Below are 24531 nucleotides of genomic sequence, written 5' to 3' on the forward strand. Positions count from 1 at the left end.
CGCCGGGCTTTCGTCATTTGGGGCCGGCGTATCGCGCATGACGTTCAGTCGGCACGCGCGTCGTCCGGCGCGGTCGTGTCGTCGTCGAGCGTGTCCATGAAGCGCGTCGGCACCATGACGGTCGGATGCGGCGTCGTGTCCGGCGCATCGAGCAGCGCGAACGCTTCCGCGATCATTTTCTGCACGTCCTGACGCAGCATCGTCACATCGAAAGGCAACCGCGCGGCGAACGGATCCCAGTCGAAGCAGCCGACGGCCGTGCGCTGCCAGATGTCCCACGGCAACCCGGACGCGAAGCGGACGAGCCCTTCGAACGCCGTGATCGAATTCATCAGCATGCCGGCCGGCAGCCGGCCGAGCGCCGCATAACGTCGCGCGAGCGCCTGTCGCGCCGCGTCGGGGCTATAGCCGCAGCATTCGATCGCGTCGGCGGCCGGCGGCGTCAGGCGTCGCGCTTCGAATGCGTCGCGGAATCCGGCGATGCGCATCTCCGTCGCGTATTCGCCGGCGAACCCGCCGAGCAGGATCAGCTCCGCGGGCGACTCGCCGCGCGCGAGCATCTTGTCGATGAGTCGTTCGGTCAGCGCGCGAGCGCCGCCGCGGTTGTCCGATACGATCGACGGCGCGCCGGGGCCGGGCAGATCGAGATTGATCGACGGTACGCCGGCCTTGTCGCACAGTGCGTTCAGCGGCGCGGGATCGCGCACGCCGGCAACGAACAGCCATTCGACTCGTTGCGCGAGCAACGTTTGCGTGACGCTCGATTCGACGGCCGGATCGCGCTGCGTGCCCACAACGATCGGGCACAGGCCGCGGCGACGTGCCTCGTCCTCGAACGTTTCGGCCAGCCCCGCGAAGAAGCGGTTGCGATAGTGCGGGATGATCATGCCGGCCAGCCCAGAGCGCGACAGCCGCAGGCCGCGCGCGCTCAGGTTCACGTTGTAGCCGAGCGCCTCTGCGCACGCGAGGATGCGGTTCGCCGTTTCTTCCTTGATCCGGTAGCGCGCCCACGTGCCGTTCAGCACCATGCTGACGGTCGACGTCGATGCGCCGGTCGTTTTTGCGATGTCGTAAATCGTGGACTTGCGTCCGGTGGTGTGGCGGGCCATCTGCGTCGGTTTCCCTGGCGTCGTGCTTATCGGTCACCCGACGGTATTCGTTTTACGCCGCGCCGCCCTATTCGGGTTTTCCCGCGCTTCTCAACGAAGCTAAATCCATTCAGCATCAGCAAAACAGATTGCTGAATGGATTTAGCAACTGGCCGGATGCGCCGCCCGACGATGGCGGCGCGACGGCCGCCTTCCGATGGAGGAGACATGTCAGGAAACTTCGTGCGCGCACTGTGCGCGGGCTTGACCGCATTCGTTCTCTCGATGGGTAGTGCGGTGGCGTCGCCCGACAAGCCGGTGATCGGCATCGTCGTGAAGATCGGCGGCATTCCATGGTTCAACGCGATGGACGCCGGCATCCGCAAACGGGCCGAGCAACTCGGCGTGAAGGCGTTCATGGTCGGGCCGACGAGCGCCGATCCGGCGCTGCAGGTGCGCGCGATCGAGGATCTGATCGCGCAGCGCGTCGACGTGATCGGCGTCGTGCCGAACGACGCGAAGGTGCTCGAACCGGTGCTGCAACGCGCCCGTGCGGCCGGCATCAAGGTCGTCACGCACGAGTCGCCGAACCAGCAGAACGTCGACTGGAATTTCGAACTCGCCTCCGCGAAGGGTTTCGGCGAAGCGTATGCGAAAAGCCTCGCGAGCGCGGTGGGCGGCAAGGGCGAGTATGCGGTGTTCGTCGGCTCGCTGACCGTGCCGCTGCACAACGCGTGGGCCGATGCGGCGATCGCCTACCTGAAGGCCAATGCGCCCGACATGAAGCTCGTCGGCGATCGCTACGGCGTTGCCGAAGACGTCGACGCATCGCGCAAGACGGCGCTCGACCTGATGCGCGCACATCCGAATCTGAAGGCGATTCTCGCGTTCGGCAGCCAGGGGCCGATCGGCGCCGCGCGCGCCGTCGCGGAGCGGCAGGCGAAAGGCAAGGTCGTCGTGCTCGGCCCGTTCTCGCCGGGGCAGGGCCGCCGGCTCGTGCACGAGGGCGTGCTGACGGGCGGCTACATGTGGAATCCCGAGCAGGCCGGCGAAGTGTTCGTGACGCTCGGCACGATGCTCGCGAAGGGGCAGCCGGTGAAGGACGGCGCGACGATTCCCGGGCTCGGCGTCGTGCATCCCGAAGGACACAACCTGATCGTCAACCAGCTCGTCGAGCTCAACGAAAAGACCGTCGACACGCTCGCGAAGCAAGGGCTCTGAGCGACCCGTGGCAAACGCGCCGTATCGACACGGCGCGCACTGGAGAGTTGCGATGATGTCAGTCCATTCAGGCGATCGCGCAGCGGTCGCACGATCGATGTCGCCACCGGCCGCGGACGCGGCGCACGCGCCGGCGTTGCTCGAACTCGAACGCGTGTCGAAGGTGTTCGGCGGCGTGCATGCGTTGCAGAACGTGCGTTTCGACGTGCAGCCGGGCGAAGTGCTGTGTCTTGCCGGCGAAAACGGCTGCGGCAAGAGCACGCTGATCAAGATCGTCAACGGCGTGTATCGGCCCGAGCCCGGCGCGTCGATCCGCTTCGACGGGCAGCCCGTTGCGGAGCTGAACCCGGCGCGGGCGCGCGAGCTCGGCATTCAGGTGATCTGGCAGGACCTCGCGCTGTTTCCGGAGATGACCGTCGCCGAGAACATCGCGTTCGAGCAGAACCTCGGCGCACGGCCGCGGCTTGTCGATTACCGCAGGATGAAGGCGGCTGCGCGGCAGATTCTCGCGCGGCTCGGCGTGACGCTGGATCTCGACCGGCCCGTGCGCCGGCTGTCGATCGCGCAACGTCAGGTGGTGGCGATCGCACGCGCGCTCGTCGCCGATGCGCGGCTCGTGTTCATGGACGAACCGACCGCGTCGCTGAGCCATGCCGAGACCGAAGCGCTGCTCGCGATCGTGCGGCGCCTGTCCGCCGACGGCATCGCGGTCGTGTTCGTCAGCCATCGGCTCGCCGAGGTGCTCGACGTGTGCAGCCGCGTGACCGTGATGCGCGACGGCCGCTACGTCGGCACGTTTCCGACTGCCGGCATGACGCAGATGCGGCTCGCGGAACTGATGACCGGCCGCACCTTCGACTATGCGGTGCGCACGACCGACTTGTCGGCCGCGCCGATCGTGTTGCGCGTGGACGGCCTGTCGCGGCGCGGCGAATACGACGGCGTGTCGCTGACCGTGCGGCGCGGCGAGATTCTCGGCATCACGGGCCGCCTCGGCGCGGGGCGTACCGAACTCGCGCTGTCGCTGTTCGGCATGTCGCGACCGCACGCCGGCACGATCGAGCTCGACGGCCAGCGTCTCACGTGCCGCTCCAATCGCGATGCGATCCGGGCCGGCATCGCGTACGTGTCGGAAGACCGGCTACAGCTCGGCCTCGTGCAGCCACAATCGATCGGCGACAACACGGTGATCACGGTGCTCGATGAACTGCTCGGCGCCGCGCGGCTGATTTCGCCGCGCCGGCGCGATGCGCTGATTCGCGACTGGATCGACCGGCTCGCGATCAAGATCGGGCGGCCCGACGATGCGGTGTCGACGCTGTCCGGCGGCAACCAGCAGCGCGTGGTACTCGCCAAATGGCTCGCGACGCGGCCGAAGCTGTTGATTCTCGATGCGCCGACGGTCGGTGTCGACGTCGGTGCGCGGGCCGGCATCTTCGCGATCATCCGCGAGCTGGCCGCGGCCGGCATGGCGATCATCCTGATCTCGGACGAAATTCCGGAGGTTTATTTCAACGCCGATCGGATCCTGCACATGCGCGGCGGCCGCATCGTCGCCGACTATGTACCGGGCCGTACTTCCATCGGCGAGATCGAGCGAGACGTCCATGCGTAACCTCCACACACTCGGCCTCGGTTCGATCGAGGCGCTGCTGCTGGCCGTCATTGCCGCAATGGCGATCGGCCTCGGCCTCTCGACGTCGACGTTCCTCACGCTGCCGAACCTGTTCGACCTGCTGAACCAGAGTTCCGTGAACCTGATCTTCGCGGCCGGACTGCTGGTCGTGCTCGTGGCGGGCGGCATCGACATCTCGTTCGCAGTCGGCGCGTCGGTGGTTCAGTATCTGACCGCGCTCGCGATGCTGCGGCTCGGCGGCGGCAACTGGGCGCTCGGTGTCGCCGCGGCAGCGGGCTTCGGGTTCCTGCTCGGCGCCGTGAATGCGACGATCATCTATCGGTTTCGCGTCGTGTCGATCGTCGCGACGATCGCGACGTTCAACGTGTTCTTCGGTGGCCTGATGTTCGCGACGGGCGGCGTGTCGATCTACGATCTGCCGGACTGGTGGATGAACCGGATTTCGCTGCTGCACGTCGATACGCCGAGCGGCGCGGCCGATCTCGCGCTGCCGGTCGCGGCGATGCTCGTCGCGGTCGGCGCGACCTGGTTCCTGCTGCAGCGCACGACGCTCGGCCGTCAGCTCTACGCGGCCGGCGACAACGCGGAGGCCGCGCGGCGCGTCGGCATCTCTCTCGGCACGATGCACTACGTCGCATACGGCTGGCTCGGGATGATGGCCGGCATCGCGGGCCTGATGCAGGCGCACTACGTGCAGGAAGTGGTGCCCAACGCGCTGTACGGACGCGAGCTCGACGTGCTGGCCGCCGTCGTGCTCGGCGGTGCGCGGCTCGGCGGCGGTCGCGGCACGGTGCTCGGCGCGATCCTCGGGATCGTGCTCGTGTCGATTGCCGCAAACGGACTGAACCTGCTCGGCGTGTCGCCGTATGCGTTCAAGATGATCGTCGGCGCCGTGATCCTGATCGCGATCACGCTGTCGAGCGATCGCGTCGCGCGACTCATCGGTTCGCGCTTTCCATCGTCGAATGCGAGGGCGCCATCATGACCACGCGTTTTCATCGGCCTGCCGCGGCGTTGCCGATTCCCGCCGACGTCGCCGGCTTGCTCGGTTTCCTCGTATTCGTCGTCGCCGCGATGAGCGTCGCGTCGGACCGGTTCCTGACGGCCGGCACGTTCGTGTCGATCGCGTTCCAGCTGCCCGAGCTCGGGCTCTTCACGCTGGCGATGCTGATGCCATTGATCTCGGGCGGCTTCAACCTCGCGGTGACGTTCACTGCCAACATCGCCGGGCTCGCGATGGCATGGGTGATCCAGTCGCACGGCGGCGTGGACGCCGGCATCGGCACGATCGCGCTCGGCATGCTCGCCGCGCTCGCGACGGGCGCGGCGGCCGGCTGGCTGATCGGCGCGGTCATCGCGCATACGGGCGCGAGCCCGATTCTCGTGTCGCTGTCGGCCATGATCTTCCTGCGCGGGCTCGGCGAATTCCTGACACGCGGCGGCGACATCTCCGGCTTCCCGCCGCTCGTGAGGACGATGGGCAATGGTCTGTGGCTCGGTGTGCCGGTGCCGCTCTGGATCTTCGCGGTTTGCGCGCTCGGCTGGCATGTGCTGATGACGTATTCGCGGCTTGGCTTCGTGACGCGCATGATCGGTTCGAACGTCGAAGCCACGCGCTATTCGGGTATCGCGACGGCGCGGGCGATCACGCGCGTCTACATGCTGTCCGGGCTGATGTGCGGCGTGGCGGGCATCGTGATGCTGTCGCGATTCAATTCGGTGCGGGTCGGGCACGGCGAAGCGTTCCTCCTGATTTCGGTCCTCGCGTGCTTCCTCGGGCGAGTCGATCCGTTCGGCGGGTTCGGTCGCGTCGTGCCGGTCGTGATCGCACTGCTGATCCTGCAGGTGATCGCGTCCGGGCTCAATCTGCTCGGCGCGAGCCAGCACCTCGCCACCGCGCTATGGGGCGCGTTCCTGCTTGCCGTGATGCTGATCCGCTGGGCATGGGCGCATGGCGTTGACGCGTCCATTCGCCGATTACGCGCGGGATTCCGCGCACGGCGGCCCGGCACACCTTCGACGAAAGGAGAATGAATGAACAAGCTTGGCGTACATGCACTGGTCTGGGAAGCCGGCTGGAGCCGCGACGAATGCGCGCGCGCAATCGCGCGCACGGCCGAAACCGGCTTCGACTTCATCGAGGTGCCGGCGCTCGATCCGGCGTCCATCGACACGGAATTCACGCGACGCGAACTCGAGCGGCACGGGCTCGGCGTCACGTTTTCGCTCGGGCTCGACGCGCAGACGGACATCTCGAGCGGCGACCCGGCGCGCGCGGCGCGCGGCAAGGCGAAGCTCGACGACGTGCTGCGCGTCGCACGCGACTGCGGCGCCACGCACGTGTGCGGGATCCTGTATTCCGCGTTCCAGAAGAACGCGGTGCCGACGACGCGCGCCGGCGTCGCAATGGCTGCCGACATCCTCGGGCAGGTCGCCGACACGGCCGCGCAATACGGGATCACGCTCGGGCTCGAGGTCGTGAACCGCTACGAATCGAACGTGCTCAATACTGCATCGCAGGGCGTCGAGCTCTGCGAGCGCATCGGCCGGCCGAACGTCAAGGTGCATCTCGACACCTATCACATGAACATCGAGGAGTCGGACATCATGTCGGCGATCCGCGATACCGGCGATCGCCTCGGCTATTTCCACATCGGCGATTCGCATCGCGGCTATCTCGGCTCGGGCAACGTCGACTTCACGGCGGTGTTTCGCGCGCTGGTGTTCAGCGGCTATACGGGGCCGATTACGTTCGAGAGCTTTTCGTCGCGCGTCGTCGGCCAGCCGCTCGAAGGCATTCTCGCGATCTGGCGCAATCTTTGGGAGGACAGCCGCGATCTCGCGTCGCATGCGCTGGCGTACACGCGCGTGCAGCTGAAGTCGGCGCAGGAGGCGTTGAAGCAGGCCGAGCGGAGCCGCTTGCCGTGAGCGATGCGATCGCCGCCGGGCAGCCCGTCACGTTCGCCGCGTTGGTCGATCATCTGCACCGGACACAGCGTGCGACGCGGCGCGTCGTCGCGATTGCGGGGCCGCCAGGCGCCGGCAAGAGCACGTTCGCGGAGCGGCTGCGCGCCGAGCTCGACGCGCGCGTGCCGAATTCGGCTGCGGTGGTCGCGATGGACGGCTTCCATTTCGACGATCGCGTGCTGAACGCGCGTGGCGAGCGCGCGCGCAAGGGCGCGCCGCATACGTTCGACGTCGACGGCCTTGCGGCGCTGCTCGGCCGGCTGCGCGCCGACGATGGCCGCGATATCGCGGTGCCGGTATTCGACCGCGATCTGGAAATCGCGCGGGCCGGCGCCGCGATCGTGCCGGCGTCGACGCGGCTCGTGCTCGTCGAAGGCAACTACCTGCTGCTCGAGACGCCGCCGTGGTGCGCGCTGCGCTCGCTGTTCGACGTGACGATAATGCTCGACTTGCCGCGGGCGGTGCTTGCCGAGCGACTGACGCGCCGATGGCAGCGGTACGGGATGGATGCCGACGCGGTGCGCGAGAAGCTCGACGGCAACGATCTCGTCAACGTCGATACGGTGCTGTCGCACAGCGCGCCGGCCGACTTTCGCGTTCGTGACGGCTGACGCGAGCCGTGCGTCGGGCGCGCGCGGCGGTTCGCGAACCTGCCGCGCGCGATCCGTTCAGGAAAACACCACCGTCCGATCCCCGTTCAAAAACACCCTTCGCTCGATAAACGCCTTCACCGCCCGCGCGAGCGTGATGCATTCGACATCGCGGCCGACCGCGAGCAGCTGCTCCGGCCGCAGCGCATGATCGACGCGCTCGACGACCTGCTCGATGATCGGGCCTTCGTCGAGATCGTCGGTCACGAAGTGCGCGGTCGCGCCGATCAGCTTCACGCCGCGCGCATGCGCCTGGTGATACGGCTTCGCGCCCTTGAAACCCGGCAGGAAGGAGTGGTGGATGTTGATTGCGCGGTTCGCGAGCTTCGCGCTCGTCTCCTGCGACAGCACCTGCATGTAGCGCGCGAGGATCACGAGCTCGGCGCCGCTCGTCTCGAAGAAGTCGAGCCACTGCGCTTCCTGCTGCGCCTTCGTGTCGGGCGTGATCGGGAAGTGGCGGAACGGCAGCCCGTGCTGCGCGGCAAGCGGTTCGAAGTCCGGATGGTTCGACACGATGCCGACGATGTCCATCTTCAGCTCGCCCATCCGCCAGCGGAACAGCAGATCCGCGAGGCAGTGCTCGAGCTTCGACACCATGATCAGAACCTTCGGGCGCGCGTTGACGTCGTGGATGGCCCATTGCGTGTCGCCTGCGCCGCCCGCGAGCGAAGCCGCGATCGGCCCGAACTCTTGTCGCAGGGCGTCGATCTGAAGGGTTTCATCCGTCGGATGAAACACGCAGCGCACGAAGAAATGGTTGCTGAGATCGTCGTCGAACACGTTCAGCGCATCGACGTAGCAGCGATGGCGCTCGAGAAAGCCGACGACGGCGGCTACCTGGCCGGCTGCGCTCGCGCACGACAGCGTCAGGACGAATTGTTCGGGACGGTGGACGTCGCTCATGGGGCTCCTCTGGTCTCGGTAGGCGATTCGCGACTGCAAATCGCGATGCCGTAGTAAATCAGGCCAGATTGCGAGCGGATAGAACCGACGCGCCGTGTGACTGGTATCGGCGCGCCAGCGGGCGGGCGGCTCGGAAATCGGGGAGGGGAACGGCGCAGGGTTTACACGCCCGCCCCCGCACACGCACACGCATCGAGCAGCCACCGCCGGAACACATGCGTCGCGTCCGGCTCCGGCCGCTGCGGCGGCCGCACCAGAAAATAACCGCGCGACGTGACGACCGGCGCGTCGACGAGCTTCACGAGCTGGCCGGCCGCGACGAGCTCGTCGACGAGCGGCGACCAGCCGAGCGCCACACCTTCGCCGAGCAGCGCCGCATGGATCACGAGCGCGTAGCTGTTGAATGTCACGCCGCGCGCCGCGGCCTGCGCGTCGAGGCCGTGCGCGTCGAACCAGCCGGCCCACGACAGCCAGCGCTCGGGGCGCGTCGGCTGCACGTGGAGCAACGGCAGCGCAGCCAGATGCTCGGGCCGCGAGACGTGCGGATGTGCATCGCGGAACGCCGGCGAGCAGACCGGCGTGACCGACTCCGCAAACAGCCGCGCGGCCGTGCACGACGGCCAGTGGCCGTCGCCGAACAGGATCGCGATGTCGGCATGGTCGCGCTGCGCGTCGTAGTCCTGCGACGTGACCACGCGCACGTCGACGTCGGGCATCACGCGCTTGAGCCCGGCAAGGCGCGGCATCAGCCAGTACGTCGCGAAACCGAAGTCGGTGACGATCGTCAGCGTGCCGTGCTCGCGGCGCGCGCGCAGCGTCGCGGTCGCGCCGCGCAAGGTGTCGAGGCTGAGCCGGACGGCCTCGTACAGGCATTCGCCGTCGGCCGTCAGCGTGACGCCGCGCGGGCTGCGCTCGAACAGCGGCACGCCGAGCTCGGCCTCGAGCTGAAACACCTGCTGGCTGACGGCCGGCTGCGTGGAGCCGAGCTCGCGCGCAGCGGCCGTGAAGCTCGCGAGCCGCGCGGCCGACTCGAACGCGCGCAACGCCTGCATCGACGGTAACGGTTCCGGTTTCGACATAAGTCCCTCTAATGGCCCCATAAGAGCCGGACGCCTTCCCGCGCGAATTCGGGCGGGAGATAGTGCATCGGACGGCGCGGCACCGCGCCGCGCAAGGCCTTCCGCGATTCTAGCCAGTCGCGGCCGGTGCGCGCGGCACTTTCTGCAGGCTGCGTCCGCGATGCCGGATGCGCAGCTGCCTGCGCGTCGATCTGCTCCATTCGAACAGCGATTTCCTCACGAACGCCGATGACGAACCCGACTCCCAACATCCTGATCCTGATGGCCGACCAGCTGACGCCGTTCGCGCTGCCGGCATACGGCAACCGCGTCGCGCGCACGCCGACGCTCGACCGGCTCGCCGCGCAAGGCGTGGTGTTCGACGCCGCCTACTGCGCGAGCCCGCTCTGCGCGCCGTCGCGCTTCTCGCTGCTGACGGGCAAGCTGCCGTCCGGGATCGGCGCCTACGATAACGCCGCCGAATTGCCGGCGCAAACGCTGACGTTCGCGCACTATCTGCGCGCGGCCGGCTATCGGACGATGCTGTCCGGCAAGATGCACTTCTGCGGGCCCGACCAACTGCACGGCTTCGAGGAGCGGCTGACGACCGACATCTATCCGGCCGATTTCGGCTGGGTGCCCGACTGGGATCGTCCGACCGAGCGGCCGAGCTGGTATCACAACATGAGCTCGGTGCTCGACGCGGGCCCGTGCGTGCGCACGAACCAGCTCGACTTCGACGACGAAGTGACGTTCGCCGCGAAGCAGAAGCTGTACGACTTCGCGCGCGAGCGTGCCGCGGGCCGCGACGAACGGCCGTTCTGCATGGTCGTGTCGCTGACGCACCCGCACGACCCGTATGCGATCACGCGCGAATACTGGGATCTGTACAGCGACGACGAGATCGACATGCCGGCCGTGCGGCTCGGCGCATCGGACAGCGATCCGCATTCGCAGCGGCTGCGCTTCGTCTGCGAGAACGACCGCACGCCGCCGAGCGACGCGCAGATCCGCGCGGCGCGGCGCGCCTACTACGGCGCGACGTCGTACGTCGACGCACAGTTCGGCAGCGTGCTCGCGGCGCTCGAGCAGTGCGGGTTCGCCGACGATACGATCGTGATCGTCACGTCCGATCACGGCGACATGCTCGGCGAGCGCGGGCTCTGGTACAAGATGACGTTCTTCGAAGGCGGCTGCCGCGTGCCGCTGATCGTCCATGCACCGCAGCGCTTCGACGCCGCGCGCGTGCGCGGTCCCGTGTCGCATCTCGATCTGCTGCCGACGCTCGTCGACCTCGCGAACGCGACGCCGGAAGGCGGCTGGCCTGATGCGGTGGACGGCGCCAGTCTCGTCCCGCATCTGCGCGGCACGGCCGCACACGATGTCGCGCTCGGCGAGTATCTGGCCGAAGGCGCGATCGCGCCGATCGTGATGATCCGGCGTGGCGACTGGAAGTACGTGCATTGCCCGGCCGATCCGGAGCAGCTGTACAACCTGTCCGACGATCCGCGCGAACTGACGAATCTCGCGGGCGCGCCGGAGGCGGCCGACGTGCTGGCCGCCTTCCGCGCGGAAGCGGCACGGCGCTGGAACCTGCCGGAACTCGACCGGCAGGTGCGCGCGAGCCAGCGTCGGCGCCGCTTTCATTACGCGGCGACGACGCAAGGGTGGATCCAGCCGTGGGACTGGCAGCCTTTCACCGATGCGAGCCAGCGCTACATGCGCAATCACATCGAACTCGACACGCTCGAAGCGATGGCGCGCTTTCCGCGCGTCGGGCACTGAACGTATCGCATCGCGATCACTGATAAACGACGGAGGAAGCGGACGATGAAACGGCAACGGCAATGCAATGCAGCAATCCGGATCGGTGCGGCGCTCGCCGCGGCCGCGTGCATGACGGCCGCGCATGCGGCCGAACCGCAGACGTGCCGCGACGTGCGGATGGCGGCGCCCGGCTGGACCGACATCGACGCGACGAACGCGATGGCGGGCGTCGTGCTGAAGGCGCTCGGCTATCGGCAGGACGTGGCGAACCTGTCGGTGCCGATCACGTATCAGGGGCTGAAGAAAGGGCAGGTCGACGTGTTCCTCGGCAACTGGATGCCGGCGCAGGCGCCGCTCGTGAAGCCGTTCGTCGACGAGAAATCGATCGACGTGCTGCACGCGAACCTGAGCGGCGCGAAGTTCACGCTCGCGGTGCCCGACTACGTCGCGGCTGCCGGTGTCCATACGTTCGCCGATCTCGCGCGCTACGCGGACCGCTTCGGCGACAAGATCTACGGGATCGAGCCCGGCGCGCCGGCGAACCAGAACATCAAGCGGATGCTGTCCGACCATGCGCTCGGCTCCGCGAACTGGTCGCTCGTCGAATCGAGCGAGACCGGGATGCTCACGCAGGTCGAGCGTGCGGTGCGCGACAAACGCTGGATCGTGTTCCTCGCGTGGGAGCCGCACCTGATGAACACGAAGTTCAAGCTGACATACCTCTCCGGCGGCGACGCATACTTCGGCCCGAACTACGGCGGCGCGACGGTCAACACGGTGGCGCGCGCCGGCTTCGCCGACCAGTGCACGAACCTCGCGCGCCTGTTCCGGCAGATGACGTTCTCGGTCGACGTCGAGAACCGGATGATCGCCGACATGCTGGAAAAAAAGACGTCGCCTGCGCTCGCCGCGCAACACGCGCTGAAGGCCGACCCGTCGCTCGTCGCCGGCTGGCTGGACGGCGTGACGACGGCTAGCGGCGCACCGGGCCTGCCGGCCGTGCGCGCGGCGCTCGACGGCCATTGACCGCTTCGCGGGCGGCCGGTTGCACCGTGCCGCCCGGCATCCGTGTTTTCCCGAGCGGTCGCAACGAGACCATTTGGTGTCGCGTTCAGACGGGTCACAGGAAATATGGGTTTGTATTTTTCGGCCATGGCTGCGCTATTGCGGAAAACGAAATACCGAAGCCATCCGATTTACCGAATTACATATCAACCCTGAGCCGGCGTATCGCGGCGCGCGCCGGACAGCGGTTATTTCCATCGAACGGGTCAGGGAGGGTGGTCGACAATGAAGCAATCGAAAGTTGCCGTGGCAGTCGCGCTCGCATGCGCGGCGTGTGTTCCCGCGATCGGTCATGCACAAAGCAGCGTGACGCTGTACGGGATCATCGACGCAGGCGTCACGTACGTGAACAACACCGGCGGCTCGCACGTGTTCAAGTTCGACGACGGCGTCGCATATGGAAACCGCTTCGGCCTGAAGGGCACCGAGGATCTGGGCGGCGGCCTGAAGGCCGTGTTCGCGCTCGAAAGCGGCTTCCGTCTCGGCAACGGACAGCTCGGCTTCGGCGGCGCCGAATTCGGCCGCCAGGCTTACGTCGGCCTGCAGAACAACTGGGGTACGCTGTCGTTCGGCAATCAGCTCGACATCACCAACGAGCTCGTGTCGATCTACAACATCTCCGCGTGGGGCAGCGGTTACGCGATCCACCAGGGCGACTTCGACCGCTTCAACGGCGATCGCCTGCCCAACTCGGTCAAGTTCCTGTCGAGCGACCTGAGCGGCTTCAAGTTCGGCGCGATGTACTCGTTCGGCAACGTCGCCGGCAACTTCCACCGCAACAGCGCATGGAGCGCGGGCGCCAGCTTCACGAAGGGCGACTTCTCGATCGGCGCCGCGTACACGCGCCTGAACAACCCGAACGGCATCTATGCGTTCGATCCGTACGCGATGATCGGCACGCACACGTTCCTCGGCCAGCAGACGGTGACCGTCGATCCGGCGACCGGCCAGCGGACCGACCTGTTCGCGAACACGGCGATGAACGTCGACAGCCAGGGCACGTTCGGCGTCGGCGCGAGCTACACGATCGGCAAGCTGACGCTCGATGCGAACTACTCGTACACGACGATCAAGGGTTTCGGCCAGTCGTCGCACATGCAGGTGTACGAAGGCGGCGGCCTGTATCAGTTCACGCCGGCACTGAGCTTCATCGCGGGCTATCAGCACACGCGCTTCGAAGGCCACCACTGGAACCAGGGCACGGCCGGCCTGCATTACCTGCTGTCGAAGCGCACCGACGTCTACATCTCGGGCGACTACCTGCGTGCATCGCAGGGTGTCGATGCGGTGATCGGCTACAGCTTCACGCCGTCCACGACGCAGACGCAGGCGGACGTGCGGATCGGGATGCGGCATTCGTTCTGACCGGCGCACCGGCTCGTTCGACGTCTTCAGCGAGGTCTCTCTTTCGCGCGAACTGCGGTTCGCGCTTTTTTTTTGTGCGCGGCACGGCGCGCAGCGCAGGCCGGCTGCGCGCGCGCATTTGTCTTATCATCGCGGCTTGGCCGCGATCGGGCCGTCCGGTCATGCGGCCGGCGGCACGCCGCGCCGCCCAGCCGAGAGACCGATGACCGCTCCGTTGCCCGACGCCCGCACCGCTTCCGAACTGCCCGCCAATCTGTTTCGTCACGCTCCGTTCCGACGGTTCTGGGGCACGCGCGTGATGTCGTCGCTGGCTTTCCAGATCCTGTCGGTCGCGATCGGCTGGTACGTGTACGCGCTCACGCACAGCGCGTTCGCGCTCGGCCTCGTCGGCCTCGCGCAGTTCGTGCCGATGTTCGCGCTGACGCTCGTCGTCGGGCAGGTCGCCGACCGCTTCGACCGGCGGCGCATCGCGACGATCTGCCAGAGCATGGAAGCGCTGGCGTCCGGCGTGTTTCTGCTCGGCGCCGCGCAAGGATGGCTCGCCGCGCCCGGCGTCTATGCGCTCGCGGCGATCGTCGGCACCGCGCGCGCATTCGAGTCGCCGTCGGTCTCGTCGCTGCTGCCCGCCGTCGTGCCGCGCGCCGAGCTGCCGCGTGCGACTGCGTTGTCGACGTCCGCAAATCAGGCCGCGCAGATTCTCGGGCCGGCATTCGGCGGGCTGTTGTACGGGCTCGGTGCGCCGGTCGCGTTCGGCACGAGCGTCGCCGCGTTCGCGATCGCCGCGCTGCTGAGCGGCACGATTCCGCTGCGCAGCGCGCCGCCGGCGCGCGAGCCCGTGACGCTGCGCTCGGTGTTTTCCGGCATCGCGTTCATCCGGCGCGAGCCGGCGATACTCGGCGCGTTGTCGCTCGATCTGTTCGCGGTGCTGTTCGGCGGTGCCACCGCGCTGTTGCCGATCTATGCACGCGACATCCTCCAGGTCGGGCCGTGGGGGCTCGGCGCGTTGCGCGCGGCGCCCGCCGTCGGCGCGCTCGCGGGCACGCTCTGGCTCACGCGTTTTCCGTTGAAGGCGCGGCCCGGCCGCGCGATGTTCGGCGGCGTGATCGCGTTCGGCATCGCGACGATCGTGTTCGGCCTGTCGCGGCATGTCGCGTTGTCGCTCGTCGCGCTCGCGGCGCTCGGCGCGTCCGACGTCATCAGCGTGGTCGTGCGGCTCTCGCTCGTGCAGCTGCGCACGCCCGACGACATGCTCGGCCGCGTCAGCGCCGTCAATGCGCTGTTCATCGGCACGTCGAACCAGCTCGGCGAATTCGAATCGGGCGTCACGGCCGCGTGGTGGGGCGCGCCCGCGGCGATCGTCGTCGGCGGCGCGGCCACGATCGCGGTCGCGCTCGCGTGGATGCGGCTCTTTCCGACGCTGCGCAACATGACGTCGCTCGAACGCGATCGGTGACGCGCGAGAGTCACGTGTGCGGCGACCGCCGCGGACATATTGCGTGCGGTTTATTTCAAATAGCCTTCTTGTTTCTGTCGAATCAACAACGTTTTCGGCCCGTGCAATCTTCCGACCGATAAAAAACGCCGGCAGCCATGCAACTGGATGCGGAATGTCGATTCGGCAGAACGTTGTCGGAAGCGCTCGAATGCGCGTGCGGACTTCAAAACGGCATATGCGTCAAAGCCTTTCTGGTCAAGGCTGACACGATTCTTTTCCTCGGATGAATCGGCGCACGATCATTACATAATCATTATTAAAATTACGCTATCCTTTCTGTAATTTTCCGAAACATCTCGCTTTCGTCTGACGATGCGGTTATCAATTGAAACAAAAAGAAATACATGGAATGATACCGATTCTCATTTGCATGACCGCTGCGGCGCTGTCGTCGGTCACCTGTCAACCGTAGCCAGCCAGCCTCGTCGGCGCTGATTCCGAGCGTCCGCGGCCGGCAAGCCAACGCATCGTGCCTCGTGCGCGCGTATCGCCGCGCGTCCACGCGGCCGGTTCATCCACACTGAATTGCCATGCCGAACAGGACCCCGTTCGCGAGCGCGCTCGCGTTGGCCTTTGCTTTGCCTATTGCTTCGCCCGCCGTCGCACAGAGTGCGCGTGTCGACGCTTCGCCCGCTGCCGCCGCACCCGGCGATTCGACGCCGGCCGCCTCCGGCGCCGTGCGCGACGCGCTGCCGACGATCAGCGTATCGGGGCAGGCCGTGCAGCAGGACTTCCAGGCCGAGCGCTCGACGGTCGGCGCGAAGACGCCCACCGCGCTGCGCGACATTCCGCAGTCGGTCACGGTGATCAACAAGGCGCTGATCGAGTCGCAGGGGCTCACGTCGTTCCAGGATGCGTTGCGCAATGCGCCGGGCATCACGATCGGCGGCGCGGAAGGCGGGCAGATCGGCAACAACATCAACCTGCGCGGCTTCACCGCGCAGAACGACATCTATCTCGACGGCTTTCGCGATCGCAACCAGTACTACCGCGACACCTTCGATCTCGATGCGGTCGAGGTGCTGTACGGCCCGTCATCGATGCTGTTCGGGCGCGGCTCGACGGGCGGCGTGATCAACCAGGTATCGAAGAAGGCGAACCTGAAGCCGTCGGCGGAAGTGTCGACGACGATCGGTACCGACGACCGCTATCGCACGAGCGTCGATCTGAACCGGCCGCTCGGCGCGACCTCGGCGTTGCGCATCAACGCGTTCGGCCAGTCGCTCGGCTCGACGCGCGACGTGATGAAGAACAAGGACTACGGGATCGCGCCGGAACTGCGCTTCGGTATCGGCACGCCGACCGAGATCACGCTGTCCGCGCTGATCCAGCACAACTACGACATGCCCGATTACGGCGTGCTCGCCGTGAACGGCCATCCGGCGCCCGCATCGAAGCACACGTTCTACGGATTGACCGACGACCGCACGATCCAGGACGTGCAGACGGTGTCCGCGCGGATCGATCATCGCGTGAACGACGCGCTGACGATCAGCAACCGCACGTCGTTCTCGCATTCGATGACGGACGCGCGCGAGACGGCCGCGAACGCGGTGCTGACGGGGCCGCTGTCGTCGAGCACCGCGTTGACGAACGGCAACTACACGTCGCTGCCGATGTCGGCGCTGTACGTGCGGCTCGCGAGCCACGATCGCGTGATCGAAAACCATTCGATCGACAACGATACGATGGCGCGTTTCAAATTCGACACGGGCTTCATCAAGCACGACCTGATCGCGGGCGTCGAAGTCGGCCACGACAGCTATACGAATCAGGCATACACGCGCAGCGGGCTACCGATCCTGTCGCTGATCGATCCGGCGTATCTGTCGTCGAGTGCGGCGAACGCGACGCAGACGCCGGCCAACCACACGGAATCGGGCGCGACGACGCTCGCCGCGTATCTGAACGACACGGTATCGATCGGCCGCGACTGGAAACTCGTCGGCGGGCTGCGCTGGGATCGCTTCCGCGCGCATCTCGCGAACACGATCAGCGCGCCCGGCTACGCGTCGCAGACGAACAACTTCACGAGCGTGCGTGCCGGCGTGATCTATCAGCCGACCGAATCGCAGTCGTACTACTTCTCGTACGGCACGTCGTTCAACCCGTCGCTCGAGACGCTGACGGTCACGAACAACACGCAGAACCTGTCGCCCGAACACACGAAGTCGTACGAGGTCGGCGGCAAGTGGGATCTGCTGAACGACAATCTGTCGGTCACGTCGGCGCTGTTCCAGCAGGAGAAGAGCAATGCGCGCACGCAGACCTCGACGGGCGAGTACCTGCTCGAAGGCGACATTCGCGTGCGCGGCTTCCAGGCGAGCGTGACGGGCCATATCACACCGAAGTGGCAGCTGTTCGGCAGCTATACATACATGAACGGCACGATCCTCAGTGCGCGCGACGGCACGCAGGGCAAGACGCTCGCGAACACGCCGCGCAACACGTTCACGTTGTGGACGACGTACGCGTTCACGCCGCACTGGGAAATCGGCGGCGGCCCGACCTACATGTCGGGGCGCTACGCGGCCAACACGAACTACGTGCAGGTGGGCGGCTACACGCGCTGGGACGCGACGGCCGCGTATCACGCGAAGCGGTGGGACCTGCGGCTCAACGTGCTGAACCTGACCGACAAGTTCTATTACGATGCGCTGATCCAGTCGGACGGCGGCCGCGCGGTGCCGGGCATCGGGCGCACGTTCCTCGCGACGCTCGACTACCGGTTCTGAGCGGCGCGTGCGGCCGGCGTGCCAATCGACGAAACAGGTGAGACGATGCTTGTACACATTCCGAACGTGCTGACGCCCGAGCAGGTGCGCATGATCCGCGACCGGCTCGATCAGGCGGGCGACGCCTGGGTCGACGGCCGCGCGACGGCCGGCTACACGGGCGCGCCGGTCAAGCGCAACCAGCAGATCGCCGAGCATTCGCCGATCGCGCGCGAGCTCGGCGACGTGATCCTGGCGGCGATCGAGCGCCATCCGCTCTTCATCAGCGCGGCGCTGCCGAATCAGGTCTATCCGCCGCTGTTCAACCGTTACGAAGGCGGGATGACGTTCGGCAGCCACGTCGACGGCGCGGTGCGCGTGCTGCCGAACGGCGTCAAGCTGCGCACCGACGTGTCGGTCACGCTGTTCCTGTCCGCGCCCGACGAATACGATGGCGGCGAACTCGTGATCGAGGATGCGTACGGCGTGCAGCAGGTGAAGCTGCCGGCCGGCGACATGATCGTCTATCCGGCGACGAGCCTGCATCAGGTCACGCCGGTCACGCGCGGCGTGCGCGTCGCGAGTTTCTTCTGGGTGCAGAGCCTCGTGCGCAGCGATGCGCAGCGCGCGCTGCTGTTCGACATGGATACGGCGATCCAGCGGCTCAATGCCGGTGGTGCCGATCCGCAGGCATGCCGCAGCCTCGTCGGCTGCTACCACAACCTTTTGCGAATCTGGAGCGAGATGTGAGCGTGATCGATTCCGTCGAAATTGCAGCGACGCCCGTGTCGCGGACGGCGCCCGGCGCGCGGACCGGCAGCGCGCGCTCGCGTCGCGGCACGTTCCTCCAATGGCTGCGCAAGATACACGGCTGGGTCGGGCTGTGGGGCGCGGCGCTCGGGCTGCTGTTCGGCACGACCGGCTTCCTGCTGAATCATCGTGCGCCGCCGCTGCGCATCCAGACCGGCGCGCCGCGCGTCGACACGCTGCGGCTCGCGGTGCCCGTCCCGGCACCCGCGTCGCCGCGTGAACTCGCCAAGTGGTTGCACGCGCAACCTGATCTGCATCTGCCGGCACGCATGGGCCGCGTGCAGCAGGAACCCGCGCATCCGGTCGCATGGGGCGATCGCGAGACCGTGCAGCCCGAGCACTGGCAGCTCGTGTTCGCGTCGCCGCGCGAGAACGTCGCGGTCGACTACTGGGTCGGCAGCGACGCGATCACGCTCAAGCGTACCGGCAACGGCACGCTCGCGTGGCTGACGAATCTGCACAAGGGCGTCGGCATGAGCATCGGCTGGGTCCTGCTCGTCGATACGCTGGCCGGCGCGCTGATCCTGTTGTCGCTGACGGGCGTGCTGCTGTGGACGGGGCTCAACAAGCGCAAGACGGTCGGTGCGCTGCTCGTGATCGGCTCGATCGTCGCGATCGTGTGTACGGCGAGCGTCTGAAGCGCGCCCGGCGCGTATTGCTTCGAGCCGGCGCTAGCGGCCCGCGTCCGGCGCGACCTGCACGGCCGTGCCGTAGCAGATGACTTCGGTGACGCCCGAGCCGATCTCGGTCGAGTCGTAGCGCATCGCGACGACGGCGTTCGCGCCGAGCCGGCGCGCGTCGTCGAGCATCTTGTCGAACGCGTGCTGGCGCGCTTTTTCGCACAGCGACGTATAGAGCGTGATGTTGCCGCCGAACAGCGTCTGAAGCGACGCGCCGAACGTGCCGACGATCGAGCGCGAGCGCACGACGATGCCTTGCGCGACGCCGAGCGCGCGCACCGTCGTATGGCCGGGCAGGTCGAATGCGGTCGTGACGCGATCGGGCGACAGTGCGTCGGGAGAGCGGGGAGCGTCGGTCATCGGGAAAGCCGTCCATCGGTTGCGGGTCGAACGGCGATTGTAGCCGGCCCGCCATACGTTCCGATGCCGGCGCCGGCGCCGGTGCCGGTACGCCGTGCAAGTGCCGGCCGCTTCAGCGCGTCGCGCACCGGTCGTTGCGCGGGCTCATCCCGAAGCGCGCGCGATACGCGCGCGAGAAATGCGACGGCGATTCGAATCCGCACGCGACGCACACCGACGTGATGCTCATGTCCGTCTGCTGCAGCAGTTCGCGTGCGCGGTCGAGCCGCAGGTTCTGATAGAAGCGCGTCGGCGTGTCGTTGAGCGTCGCGCTGAACAGCCGTTCGAGCTGGCGGCGCGTGATCGACACTTCCTGCGCGAGCGCGTCGGAGCCGAGCGGGTTCTCCATATGGCGCTGCATCGTGCCGATCACCTGGATCAGCTTGCGGTTGTGCACGCCGTAGCGCGCGGCGATTTCGAGCCGCTGGCTGTCCGAGCGCTGCCGGATCCGGCTGACGACGAATTGTTCGGAGATCACGGCCGCGAGTTCGGCGCCGTGCCGGCGGCCGATCAGGTCGAGCATCATGTCGATCGACGCGGTGCCGCCCGCGCACGTGATGCGGCGCGCGTCGATCTCGAACAGCTCCTGCGTTGCCTTCAGCCGCGGATAGCGCTCGCGAAACGCGGCGAGCGCTTCCCAGTGCACGGTCAGCGGCTGCGACGCGTCGAACAGCCCGGCTTCCGCGAGCACGAAGCTGCCCGTATCGATGCCGCCAAGCGTCGCACCGTGCCGATGCTGGTGGCGCAACCAGTCGCCGAGCGCGCGCGTGTAGCAGGCGAGCGGTTCGAAGCCGGCGACGACGAAGACCGTATCGACGCGCTCGACGTCCGCGCAAGCGGCTTCGGCGGCGACCGGGATGCCGTTGCTCGCGCGCACGGGGGCACCGTCGATGCTCAGCACGTGCCAGCGGTAAAGCTCGGTGCGAAACCGGTTCGCGACGCGCAGCGGCTCGACCGCGGACATGAAGCCGAGCGCGGAAAAGCCGGGCAGCAGCAGGAAGTGGAAATCCTCGGGCATGAGAGCGTAGGAAGAAATCGACGATAGGTCGCGTGCGACGGCGCAACGGTCTGCCGCAGATTATCGCGGGTTTCGGGCCGGCTCAGTGCGATTTTGCACCGCGCGCCGAGCGGCGCTGCGTCGTCGACGGCAATTCGCCGAACTGTGCCTTGTAGGCGTTCGCGAAATGCCCGAGATGGATGAAGCCCCAATGCGCGGCGGCATCGGCGATCGACAGATCGGACTGCCGCGTATCGAGCAGCATCCGGCGCACCTGCGCGAGGCGCAGCGAGCGGACGTAGTTGAGCGGACTCGTCTGCACGACCGACTGAAAGCTGTTCTGCATCGTGCGGCGGCTCACGCGCAAATGCGCGCACAGGCTCAGGATGTCGACCGGCGCTTCCGGATGCGCGATCACGTAGTCGTGCACGCGCCGCACGATGTCGGCGCGGCACGCCTGCGTGAGACCACTGGACGCGTCGGGCATCCAGTACGTGAGCAGATCGACGAGCACGTTGCCGACTTCGCCGCGCAGCTCGCACTGCACGCGCGCGTCACGCAGCGCCTCCGGCGCGGCGAGCGCGCGTTCGAGCAGCGTCGCGAGCTGCACGCCCGCGCGCATGCGTGCGGCCATCGGCAGATCGATCACGCCGCGCCGCAGCGTGCGTTCGTCGATGCGCAACTCGGCGGCATCCTCGATCTGCGCCATCAGCGCGGCATCGACGAGCACGCCGATCAGCGACATGTCGTCGGGTGAATGCAATTCGAAAGGGGCGCCGCCTCGCGCCAGCACGATGGTCCCGCGTTCGATGCGCGCGCCGCCGAATGCGAATGCGCCGGCGCCGGTGAGCGGCATGCCGAACACCGTGTGACCGGCGGGCAGCCAGCCGCGCTGTGTGATGCGGACGTTCGCGGTTTCCTGAAACAGCTCGAGGCCCTCGAGCGCCAGATGCTTGACCGCGCTGCGATACGCGCCCGGCCCGATCTGGTCGTAGCGCTGATTCCAGCCGCGCAGCGCCTCGGCATGTCGGTCTGCGTCGTCGAACGTCTGGTGAAACACCAACACAGCGCCTCCCGGTAGCGTGCAAACGGCGCAAGATTAAACCGGCCGCCCAGCCGGCGCAATAAGGCCGAGGGTTATTCCGGGCGCGGCGCGCCGAGGGTCGGAGCGTGCGCGCGATGCGCGGCTTTCAGGCGGTTTTCCAATATCCCGAATCGGCACGCACGCGTTGCCGGTCCGGGTGCTGACGCGATTTATTGTCGAACTACAGTCGCCCCACATCACACGATTTTCCGACTGGAGGCGACATGAGGACAACGCGACGAGCCGCGGCGCTCGCAGCGACGCTGGCGCTCGCTGCGACATCGGCCGGCGGCGCGCACGCAGCAGAGAAACCGGAGGAACTGGTCGTGCAGAAGATGCCGCCATGGCATCCGCACGAGATCTACATCGTCGACATCTCGATGCCGTCGATGACCGACGGACGCATCTACGTCTACGACGCCGACGCGAAAAAACTGCTCGGCCAGATCGACGCGGGCTTCGCGCCCGGCCTGGCGATTTCGCCCGATCACAAGACCAGCTACGTCGCGACGACCTACTTCTCGCGCGGCTCGCACGGCGCCCGCACGGACGTCGTCGAGCTGACCGACAACACGACGCTCGATCATGCCGGCGAGATCGCGATTCCGGCGAAGCATGCGCAGCACGTGCCGTCGCCGTACAACACGGCGTTCAGTGCGGACGGCAAGCGGCTGTACGTCGCGAACATCACGCCGGCGGCATCGGTGACGGTGATCGACGCAGTCTCGAAGAAGGTGCTCTCCGAGATCGACACGGCCGCCTGCGTGCTCGCGTATCCGAGCGCGGACGACCGCTTCACCGCGCTCTGCGAAAGCGGCAAGGCGTTGACGGTCACGCTCGACGCGAACGGCCGCGAAGTGAAGCGCACGATGTCGGACGCGTTCATCGACGTCGATCGCGATCCCGCATTCGTGAATGCATCGCCGTATCGCGGCGGCTATCTGTTCACGACGTTCGGCGGCAATGTGCGGCGTGCGGATTTCGCCGGCGATCAGCCGTCGTTCGGCCGGCCGTGGTCGCTGCTGAGCGCTGCGGAGCGTGCGCAGGGGTGGCGTCCGGGCGGCATGCAGCAGACCGCGGTGCACGCGAAGCTCGACCGCTACTACGTGCTGATGCACCAAGGCGACGCGCACTCGCACAAGGATCCCGGCACGCAGGTGTGGGTGTACGACCTGAAGACGAAGCAGCGCATCGCGCGCTGGGATCTCGCGCAGCAGAAGATCGAGCCGCTCGTGTCGATCCAGGTCAGCGACGACGATGCGCCGCTGCTCTACGGGCTGACGGCGACGTCCGATCTCGTCGTGATGGACGCGCGCAGCGGCAAGCTGCAGCACGTCGAGAAGCAGATCGGCAACACGTCGACGCTGCTCGTCAACCCGTGAGGTCGCGATGACGATCGATCCCGTACTTGCCACCAGTGCACAGGCCGGCGCGGCCGCCGTCGTGCTGCTCGGCGCGGTTGCGAAGCTACGCGCACCGGTCGCGTTTCGTGACGCGCTGGCCGGCTACCGGCTGTTGCCCGACGCACTCGTCGCGCCGGCCGCGCTCGCGATCCCGCTTGCCGAAGCGCTCGGCGCCGCCGCGCTGCTGTTCCCCGATACGCGCACGGCCGCCGCGATCGGCCTGATCGCGCTGCTGCTCGCGTTCGCGGCCGCGCTCGCCGCCAACATCCTGCGCGGCCGCACCGACATCGACTGCGGCTGCACCGGGTTCGCCGGCGTCCGCGCCGCGCCGGGCGCCGATGCGTCGGGCGCCGCTGCGTCGGGCGACGGCACGCCGCGCCGCATCGGCTGGCTGCATGTCGCACGCGTGCTGCTGCTCGTCGCGCTGGTCGCGACGGCGCTGATCGCGCCCGACACACGCGCCGTCGTGTGGTTCGACTATCTGACGCTGTTCTTTTCCGTACCGCTGATCGTCTGCGCGTTGCTCACCGTCGACGTGCTGCTCGCCAACGTACCGCGCCTGACCGCTATGAGGAATTCATGATGCAAACCGCTCTCGCCGTTTCCACCGCCCTGTTGTGGGTTGCCGTCGTCGCGCTCGGCGCGATCTGTCTCGCGCTCGTCCGTCAGATCGGCATCCTGTACGAACGGATCATGCCGGCCGGCGCGCTGATGATCGACAAGGGGCCGGCCGTCGGTGCGATCGCGCCGACGTTCGAGCTGACCGACATTCGCGGCACGCGCGTGAAGGTCGGCGGCATCGACACGGCGGGCCGCTCGACGCTGCTGTTCTTCCTGTCGCCGACCTGCCCGGTGTGCAAGAAGCTGCTGCCGCTGCTGCCGTCGCTGCAGGCGAGCGAAACGACGCCGGTCGACATCGTGCTCGCCAGCGACGGCGATCGCGACGAGCATGCGCGCTTCGCGCAGAAGCACGACCTCGCACGCTTCCCGTACGTGCTGTCGCAGGAGCTCGGCCTTGCCTATCAGATCGGCAAGCTGCCCTACGCGGTGCTGCTCGACGAAACGGGCACGGTGCGCGCGAAGGGGCTCGTCAATACGCGCGAGCATCTGGAGAGCTTGTTCGAAGCGAAGGAGCGCGGCGTCGCATCGCTGCAGCAGTTCGTGCACGGCGATCGCGATCGTCACGGCCACGAAGAACACGCGCAACACGCGTGAGCGACCGAACCTTT

General features: G+C 67.3%; 23 protein-coding genes. 16 read left to right on the forward strand and 7 right to left on the reverse strand.

From position 1 onward, the window contains the following. Positions 1-44 precede the first annotated feature (44 nt). Positions 45-1109 (reverse strand): LacI family DNA-binding transcriptional regulator, encoded by a 1065-nt coding sequence (locus ACSHSS_RS07310; RefSeq protein WP_175795051.1) that lies wholly within the window; start codon positions 1107-1109, stop codon positions 45-47. 207 nt (positions 1110-1316) lie between these two features. On the opposite strand from ACSHSS_RS07310, the gene ACSHSS_RS07315 reads away from it, so the two are divergent. Genes ACSHSS_RS07315 through ACSHSS_RS07340 form a run of 6 tightly spaced genes read left to right on the forward strand, consistent with a single transcriptional unit; the run spans position 1317 to position 7523 of the window. After that, complete coding sequence (locus ACSHSS_RS07315) at positions 1317-2309, forward strand: substrate-binding domain-containing protein (RefSeq protein ID WP_006396372.1); 993 nt, start codon at positions 1317-1319, stop codon at positions 2307-2309. A gap of 52 nt (positions 2310-2361) precedes the next feature. Next, the gene (locus ACSHSS_RS07320; protein ID WP_175795053.1) at positions 2362-3924 is read left to right on the forward strand and encodes a sugar ABC transporter ATP-binding protein; all 1563 of its coding nucleotides are present in this window, start codon (positions 2362-2364) and stop codon (positions 3922-3924) included. After that, the gene (locus ACSHSS_RS07325; RefSeq protein WP_060095318.1) at positions 3917-4930 is read left to right on the forward strand and encodes an ABC transporter permease; all 1014 of its coding nucleotides are present in this window, start codon (positions 3917-3919) and stop codon (positions 4928-4930) included. The genes ACSHSS_RS07320 and ACSHSS_RS07325 overlap by 8 nt, the downstream gene beginning before the upstream one ends. Then, positions 4927-5979, forward strand: a complete 1053-nt coding sequence (locus ACSHSS_RS07330; RefSeq protein WP_105855522.1) for an ABC transporter permease — start codon at positions 4927-4929, stop codon at positions 5977-5979. Before ACSHSS_RS07325 ends, ACSHSS_RS07330 begins: the two co-directional genes overlap by 4 nt. After that, positions 5980-6873: a sugar phosphate isomerase/epimerase family protein gene (locus ACSHSS_RS07335; protein WP_060095315.1), complete on the forward strand. Its 894-nt coding sequence runs from the start codon at positions 5980-5982 to the stop codon at positions 6871-6873. Next, on the forward strand, positions 6870-7523 hold the full coding sequence (locus ACSHSS_RS07340) for a nucleoside/nucleotide kinase family protein (RefSeq protein WP_105855521.1): 654 nt from the start codon (positions 6870-6872) through the stop codon (positions 7521-7523). The genes ACSHSS_RS07335 and ACSHSS_RS07340 overlap by 4 nt, the downstream gene beginning before the upstream one ends. Positions 7524-7580: 57 nt before the next feature. On the opposite strand, the gene purU is transcribed toward ACSHSS_RS07340, so the two are convergent. The 3 genes from purU to ACSHSS_RS07355 all read right to left on the reverse strand — a co-directional run bounded on the left by purU (position 7581) and on the right by ACSHSS_RS07355 (position 9744). Then, positions 7581-8465 (reverse strand): formyltetrahydrofolate deformylase, encoded by an 885-nt coding sequence (gene purU / locus ACSHSS_RS07345; RefSeq protein ID WP_105855520.1) that lies wholly within the window; start codon positions 8463-8465, stop codon positions 7581-7583. Between the two features lie 161 nt (positions 8466-8626). Then, positions 8627-9544: a choline sulfate utilization transcriptional regulator gene (locus tag ACSHSS_RS07350; RefSeq protein ID WP_006396379.1), complete on the reverse strand. Its 918-nt coding sequence runs from the start codon at positions 9542-9544 to the stop codon at positions 8627-8629. Positions 9545-9552: 8 nt separating this feature from the next. After that, positions 9553-9744 (reverse strand): hypothetical protein, encoded by a 192-nt coding sequence (locus ACSHSS_RS07355; RefSeq protein WP_230938493.1) that lies wholly within the window; start codon positions 9742-9744, stop codon positions 9553-9555. A gap of 28 nt (positions 9745-9772) precedes the next feature. On the opposite strand from ACSHSS_RS07355, the gene betC reads away from it, so the two are divergent. The 7 genes from betC to ACSHSS_RS07390 all read left to right on the forward strand — a co-directional run bounded on the left by betC (position 9773) and on the right by ACSHSS_RS07390 (position 19377). After that, a complete protein-coding gene (gene betC / locus ACSHSS_RS07360) occupies positions 9773-11308 on the forward strand; it encodes a choline-sulfatase (RefSeq protein WP_445544774.1) in 1536 nt (511 codons plus the stop codon). 45 nt (positions 11309-11353) lie between these two features. Continuing rightward, positions 11354-12316, forward strand: coding sequence for a choline ABC transporter substrate-binding protein (gene choX, locus ACSHSS_RS07365; RefSeq protein ID WP_006406042.1), 963 nt, complete (start codon positions 11354-11356; stop codon positions 12314-12316). Positions 12317-12580: 264 nt separating this feature from the next. Beyond that, positions 12581-13720: a porin gene (locus ACSHSS_RS07370; protein ID WP_006396383.1), complete on the forward strand. Its 1140-nt coding sequence runs from the start codon at positions 12581-12583 to the stop codon at positions 13718-13720. Positions 13721-13922: 202 nt separating this feature from the next. After that, complete coding sequence (locus ACSHSS_RS07375) at positions 13923-15173, forward strand: MFS transporter (RefSeq protein WP_105855515.1); 1251 nt, start codon at positions 13923-13925, stop codon at positions 15171-15173. A gap of 572 nt (positions 15174-15745) precedes the next feature. After that, complete coding sequence (locus ACSHSS_RS07380; protein ID WP_105855514.1) at positions 15746-17950, forward strand: TonB-dependent receptor; 2205 nt, start codon at positions 15746-15748, stop codon at positions 17948-17950. Between the two features lie 45 nt (positions 17951-17995). Next, on the forward strand, positions 17996-18679 hold the full coding sequence (locus ACSHSS_RS07385) for a Fe2+-dependent dioxygenase (RefSeq protein ID WP_006396388.1): 684 nt from the start codon (positions 17996-17998) through the stop codon (positions 18677-18679). After that, positions 18676-19377, forward strand: coding sequence for a PepSY-associated TM helix domain-containing protein (locus ACSHSS_RS07390; protein WP_012216481.1), 702 nt, complete (start codon positions 18676-18678; stop codon positions 19375-19377). Before ACSHSS_RS07385 ends, ACSHSS_RS07390 begins: the two co-directional genes overlap by 4 nt. A gap of 33 nt (positions 19378-19410) precedes the next feature. On the opposite strand, the gene ACSHSS_RS07395 is transcribed toward ACSHSS_RS07390, so the two are convergent. The 3 genes from ACSHSS_RS07395 to ACSHSS_RS07405 all read right to left on the reverse strand — a co-directional run bounded on the left by ACSHSS_RS07395 (position 19411) and on the right by ACSHSS_RS07405 (position 21881). Beyond that, a complete protein-coding gene (locus ACSHSS_RS07395) occupies positions 19411-19779 on the reverse strand; it encodes a YbjQ family protein (protein WP_006396390.1) in 369 nt (122 codons plus the stop codon). 112 nt (positions 19780-19891) lie between these two features. Further along, positions 19892-20836 (reverse strand): GlxA family transcriptional regulator, encoded by a 945-nt coding sequence (locus tag ACSHSS_RS07400; protein ID WP_105855513.1) that lies wholly within the window; start codon positions 20834-20836, stop codon positions 19892-19894. Positions 20837-20918: 82 nt separating this feature from the next. Continuing rightward, on the reverse strand, positions 20919-21881 hold the full coding sequence (locus ACSHSS_RS07405; protein ID WP_175795055.1) for a helix-turn-helix domain-containing protein: 963 nt from the start codon (positions 21879-21881) through the stop codon (positions 20919-20921). Positions 21882-22123: 242 nt separating this feature from the next. On the opposite strand from ACSHSS_RS07405, the gene ACSHSS_RS07410 reads away from it, so the two are divergent. Genes ACSHSS_RS07410 through mauD form a run of 3 tightly spaced genes read left to right on the forward strand, consistent with a single transcriptional unit; the run spans position 22124 to position 24517 of the window. Then, complete coding sequence (locus tag ACSHSS_RS07410) at positions 22124-23281, forward strand: amine dehydrogenase large subunit (RefSeq protein WP_175795057.1); 1158 nt, start codon at positions 22124-22126, stop codon at positions 23279-23281. A 7-nt stretch (positions 23282-23288) separates the two neighbouring features. Further along, positions 23289-23885, forward strand: coding sequence for a MauE/DoxX family redox-associated membrane protein (locus ACSHSS_RS07415; protein ID WP_035955539.1), 597 nt, complete (start codon positions 23289-23291; stop codon positions 23883-23885). Next, a complete protein-coding gene (gene mauD, locus ACSHSS_RS07420) occupies positions 23882-24517 on the forward strand; it encodes a methylamine dehydrogenase accessory protein MauD (RefSeq protein WP_006416715.1) in 636 nt (211 codons plus the stop codon). The genes ACSHSS_RS07415 and mauD overlap by 4 nt, the downstream gene beginning before the upstream one ends. Positions 24518-24531: the final 14 nt, after the last annotated feature.

The sequence above is a fragment of the Burkholderia sp. BC1 genome (genome assembly GCF_052683555.1).

Excerpts from the sequence above, each read along its gene's own strand:
- ACSHSS_RS07310 (WP_175795051.1), bottom strand. The coding sequence starts at position 1,109 with ATGGCCCGCCACACCACCGGACGCAAGTCCACGATTTACGACATCGCA.
- ACSHSS_RS07315 (WP_006396372.1), top strand. The coding sequence starts at position 1,317 with ATGTCAGGAAACTTCGTGCGCGCACTGTGCGCGGGCTTGACCGCATTC.
- ACSHSS_RS07320 (WP_175795053.1), top strand. The coding sequence starts at position 2,362 with ATGATGTCAGTCCATTCAGGCGATCGCGCAGCGGTCGCACGATCGATG.
- ACSHSS_RS07325 (WP_060095318.1), top strand. The coding sequence starts at position 3,917 with ATGCGTAACCTCCACACACTCGGCCTCGGTTCGATCGAGGCGCTGCTG.
- ACSHSS_RS07330 (WP_105855522.1), top strand. The coding sequence starts at position 4,927 with ATGACCACGCGTTTTCATCGGCCTGCCGCGGCGTTGCCGATTCCCGCC.
- ACSHSS_RS07335 (WP_060095315.1), top strand. The coding sequence starts at position 5,980 with ATGAACAAGCTTGGCGTACATGCACTGGTCTGGGAAGCCGGCTGGAGC.
- purU (WP_105855520.1), bottom strand. The coding sequence starts at position 8,465 with ATGAGCGACGTCCACCGTCCCGAACAATTCGTCCTGACGCTGTCGTGC.
- ACSHSS_RS07350 (WP_006396379.1), bottom strand. The coding sequence starts at position 9,544 with ATGTCGAAACCGGAACCGTTACCGTCGATGCAGGCGTTGCGCGCGTTC.
- ACSHSS_RS07355 (WP_230938493.1), bottom strand. The coding sequence starts at position 9,744 with ATGGAGCAGATCGACGCGCAGGCAGCTGCGCATCCGGCATCGCGGACG.
- betC (WP_445544774.1), top strand. The coding sequence starts at position 9,773 with ATGACGAACCCGACTCCCAACATCCTGATCCTGATGGCCGACCAGCTG.
- choX (WP_006406042.1), top strand. The coding sequence starts at position 11,354 with ATGAAACGGCAACGGCAATGCAATGCAGCAATCCGGATCGGTGCGGCG.
- ACSHSS_RS07370 (WP_006396383.1), top strand. The coding sequence starts at position 12,581 with ATGAAGCAATCGAAAGTTGCCGTGGCAGTCGCGCTCGCATGCGCGGCG.
- ACSHSS_RS07375 (WP_105855515.1), top strand. The coding sequence starts at position 13,923 with ATGACCGCTCCGTTGCCCGACGCCCGCACCGCTTCCGAACTGCCCGCC.
- ACSHSS_RS07380 (WP_105855514.1), top strand. The coding sequence starts at position 15,746 with ATGCCGAACAGGACCCCGTTCGCGAGCGCGCTCGCGTTGGCCTTTGCT.
- ACSHSS_RS07385 (WP_006396388.1), top strand. The coding sequence starts at position 17,996 with ATGCTTGTACACATTCCGAACGTGCTGACGCCCGAGCAGGTGCGCATG.
- ACSHSS_RS07395 (WP_006396390.1), bottom strand. The coding sequence starts at position 19,779 with ATGACCGACGCTCCCCGCTCTCCCGACGCACTGTCGCCCGATCGCGTC.
- ACSHSS_RS07400 (WP_105855513.1), bottom strand. The coding sequence starts at position 20,836 with ATGCCCGAGGATTTCCACTTCCTGCTGCTGCCCGGCTTTTCCGCGCTC.
- ACSHSS_RS07410 (WP_175795057.1), top strand. The coding sequence starts at position 22,124 with ATGAGGACAACGCGACGAGCCGCGGCGCTCGCAGCGACGCTGGCGCTC.
- ACSHSS_RS07415 (WP_035955539.1), top strand. The coding sequence starts at position 23,289 with ATGACGATCGATCCCGTACTTGCCACCAGTGCACAGGCCGGCGCGGCC.
- mauD (WP_006416715.1), top strand. The coding sequence starts at position 23,882 with ATGATGCAAACCGCTCTCGCCGTTTCCACCGCCCTGTTGTGGGTTGCC.